Source organism: Rhodococcus sp. EPR-134, assembly GCF_001647205.1.
Taxonomy (GTDB): Bacteria; Actinomycetota; Actinomycetes; order Mycobacteriales; family Mycobacteriaceae; genus Rhodococcus_F; species Rhodococcus_F qingshengii.
Genome location: NZ_LVCT01000525.1, coordinates 1 through 3,560, shown reverse-complemented (window position 1 = coordinate 3,560; position 3,560 = coordinate 1). Strand labels below are relative to the sequence as shown.

4 protein-coding genes and 1 pseudogene are annotated in these 3,560 nt (G+C 60.7%); all 5 read left to right on the top strand.

Annotated elements, in window-relative coordinates:
* A partial coding sequence (locus A2J01_RS24060; protein ID WP_064113757.1) for a DUF2637 domain-containing protein occupies positions 1 to 688 on the top strand: 688 nt, incomplete at its 5' end.
* Between the two features lie 109 nt (positions 689 to 797).
* Positions 798 to 1,424, top strand: a complete 627-nt coding sequence (locus A2J01_RS24055) for a TetR/AcrR family transcriptional regulator (RefSeq protein WP_231915894.1) — start codon at positions 798 to 800, stop codon at positions 1,422 to 1,424.
* Positions 1,425 to 1,856: 432 nt separating this feature from the next.
* The gene (locus A2J01_RS24050; RefSeq protein ID WP_007733686.1) at positions 1,857 to 2,093 is read left to right on the top strand and encodes a YlcI/YnfO family protein; all 237 of its coding nucleotides are present in this window, start codon (positions 1,857 to 1,859) and stop codon (positions 2,091 to 2,093) included.
* Entirely contained in the window at positions 2,093 to 2,392 is a 300-nt protein-coding gene (locus A2J01_RS24045; RefSeq protein ID WP_007733685.1) for a type II toxin-antitoxin system PemK/MazF family toxin, read from the top strand. The genes A2J01_RS24050 and A2J01_RS24045 overlap by 1 nt, the downstream gene beginning before the upstream one ends.
* Before the next feature lie 28 nt (positions 2,393 to 2,420).
* Positions 2,421 to 3,560: pseudogene (locus A2J01_RS24040) on the top strand (hypothetical protein); the annotation flags it as partial.

The following is a 3,560-nucleotide window of genomic DNA, read 5'->3' as shown; positions in this document are numbered from 1 at the left end:
GGTGGTCGCGATCAGCATCCTCGGGAACGCCTACCATGCGTTCCACTCCGCAACAGTTGCGCAACAGGCCGTTGCGGCAGGTCAGAGCATCGGCTACACGCCTCTCGACCCGGCCGTTGCTGCCATGATCGCGGTCATTCCGCCGGTGCTCGTACTCGCCTTTACGCACGGTCTGGGAATCCTGATCAAAGCAACGGGTATTGCATATTCCGACTACAAGATCGAGATCGACAATGCTGCCGCAGGTGTGGGTACGGTTGCTACGCAAAGCGTCGTCATGCGCAACGAAACAGCCGTAGGAGCCCAGCATTCTTTAGGCGTCGTAGAAACGCATGACGCGCGGGAAAGCGCTCCACATCCGAGCCCCTCCGAACAAACGGGGTCTTCAGTGGACCCGGAGCCGTCGAACGCAGAGGCGGTGGCGCACGCCGAACTCGAATGGTTCATTGCCACATCGGACCTGCCCGACGCTGTCAAGGACACCGCACGACGCAAGCTTGCAGACCCGACTCTCACCTGGGAGATGATCGCCCAGACGTCCAACCCTCCCGTTGCAACATCGACCTCGTGGCGCCGATACGAAAAGTTCGATACCGCGGCCCGAGCAGCTGGCTTCGACAACCCGCCGCTCATCGACATGCGAGCCTCCGATGTTCACTTCACCGACCAACTCGTCACTACAACGTGAGTAGCGCCGCAACCTGCCAACGCCAAGGTTCCCGAGCGCCAGGAATTGCATCATCATGGAGGGGTTGACCACAGCAGAGTCCCCACAGACTGCAGGTAAGGAACCCGCATTGACCGACCCAGACGACCGACACCACGTGATCGTTCCGCCCGAACCGCGCCAGCGACCCCGACAACAGCGAGCGCACGAGACGAAGGCCAAGATCCTCAAGGCAGCTGCACGCTCATTCTCGATCGATGGGTACGCCGCTACCTCCACGAACGACATCGTTGCGGAGGCTGCCTCCACGAAAGGAGCCGTGTACTTCCACTTCGACTCCAAGGAAACGATCGCGCGAGAACTCATCAACCACTGGTTGACCGCGCTCGGCGGAATCCAACAATCAACCGACGAATCAGCAATACCAGCGATCGAGAAGTTGGCTGCATTCTTCAACGGTTCAGCGACGCTTATAGCCGACGATGCCCTGGCCCGAGCCGGCCTCAGGCTTACCACAGAAGCAGGTCTCGATACCGCCCCACCCGCGTTCCGTGAGTGGGTGGAACTCGTCAGCCGACTCGTCGATACTGCGATCGCAGACGGACAGCTTCCCGCCTCTGCCGCCCAGCGCCTGGCCGCGAATCTGTGCGCGGGATTTATCGGCGCAGTTCAAGTCATACAGGTACTGGGCGACCCTGGAGATTTCACTTCACGCATCGACGACTTAGTGAACGCGTATTTGATTTCAGATGCGTAGTCCGCGCGCTGGCGAGGTCGTGAGTAGGGGAGAGGAACCGGACTCAATCCTCGCGGTGACGTCGCCAACCGTGTGCACGGTGTACTGCTAATTCCTCGACGGTAGCGGAGCAGTTGCGTCGTCGAGAGGAGTGACAAAGTGCCTGACATCGAGAGCCGAATCCCCGAAGTGCTTTGTCTCATAGCGAATATTTCAGCGATCCGAGCCGTACCGACGTGGAGACGTCACCAGCGATGGGACCGTCACTGAGACTGAAGAACACCAGACAGAGATCGACCGATGAAGACAGCGGAAACCGTGTGCGTGGCAAGGTGTGCCGCGTCGGGGCCGCTGAGCACTTCATCGGCCCTTGCCTCCCGTTGAAATGATCGGTTCCAGAACTCGCACGGGATGGTGGTACCAAAACGAATCCCACTTCGGTACCATCAGCATATGAGCACGCAGATCGCGGTACGACTACCGGACGAGATCGTGGAATTTCTCGACGACGAAGTCAGGGAACATCGCGCCGCCTCGCGAGCCTCACTAGTGTTGCGCGCTCTCGAACGGGAGCGTCGCCGTCAGATAGCCGCACGAGACGCGGAGATCCTCTCGGCCGCAACATCCGAACATGATTTGAGCCCCCTCGCTCACCACGCCGTGAATCGACAGCCAACAGGCTCGACCTGATGCGACCAATTCACGAAGCCAAGCTCGACACAGTTCGGCCGGTCCTCGTACTCACCCGAGAGATGGTCCGTCCACACCTCGGGACCGTCACGGTAGCGCCCATCACCGGCGAGATCCGAGGACTGTCCACTGAGGTGTCCGTCAGCGTCGCTAACGGACTATCCGCCGACGCGGTGGTCAGTTGCGACCACATCACGACCATTCCCGTCAGTGCACTCGGCAACATCATCGGTTATCTTCTTCCAGCGCAAGAGGAATCACTGTCCATAGCCGTGCGCGCCGCCTTCGATCTCGAATGATGACGACAGTGAACGGAAAGGATGAAACATGGCGCTGAAGAAAGGGGAGCAGTTCACGCTATTCGAGCTCGAGCCACCAGAATCCGCTACTCGTTCGGACGAAGTTCCCGAACCCGATCAGCCTTCTTTGTTCGACGTTGAGGACACCGCTTGTCTCGAAACGGATTCCGGGGTTGCGGAGCACCCCCGGATCGACGACGTCATCGCCCCTCCGGATGAGCGCTCCAACGAAATGGAAACGGAACCCACCCAGGCGTCAGAACTCGACGCAACCGAACCGGCCGCCCTTCCTCCCGCCAGCGAGGCAGCAGACGGCCACGCCGTCATTGTCACAGCAGCCGGCACCTACACACCATCTGGCCACACACTCACCGGCCCAGTCGATTCCATCGAAAAACTCGACAAACTCATCAGATGGGCAACGCTCACCCCGCTGGGCGCACCGGCACAGATCTGGATAGTCGGAATCGAAGCCTGCGAAATGCTCGGATGGATCATCGACCCAGGCAGCGAAGACGATGTCGACGACATGGAAATCCTCCGCACCCGCGCTGCCGAAGAACTCACCGCGATCCTCCACGCCACGCTGACCCCAATGCTGACCGCAGGATGGGAACTGCGCGGAGAACCCGGCCACGTCGTTCACCTCTCCCGCACCACCGGGAACTTCACATCCATGGTCGACATTTTCATCGAACCCTACGTGTGGACCTACTGGAACAAAGACTTCGGATGGGGCAATCGCGTGGGGGACATGGGGATCCTCGGATCACCGGCCGCCGGAACCTACCTCCCCGACGACGACCTCCCCGCTGCGCAGGAACTGGGACGCCGACTCGCCTGGTGCGCACAACACCTCGGCGTGCTCCCCGGCCCCACCCCCGCACGCACCGGCGCCGCCATCGTCGACAAGATCAAACGCGACCGCACCCGCAGCGGTAAAGGAATCGTCGTCACTGTCGGTGGACCGGTCCCACCGCTGGACGGCGAACCCCGCGGAGATCTCGAACCTGCCCTCGGATGGACCCGCATCCCGGACCTCGAAGAACTTTCCGACGCAACACAACTGGTATCGATAGACCAACGAGCTGCGTACCTCGCTTCCGCTGGCATGCTCGAATTCGGCTACGGAAAACCTCGACATCTTCGCGGCGAGAACGCGCTCGAC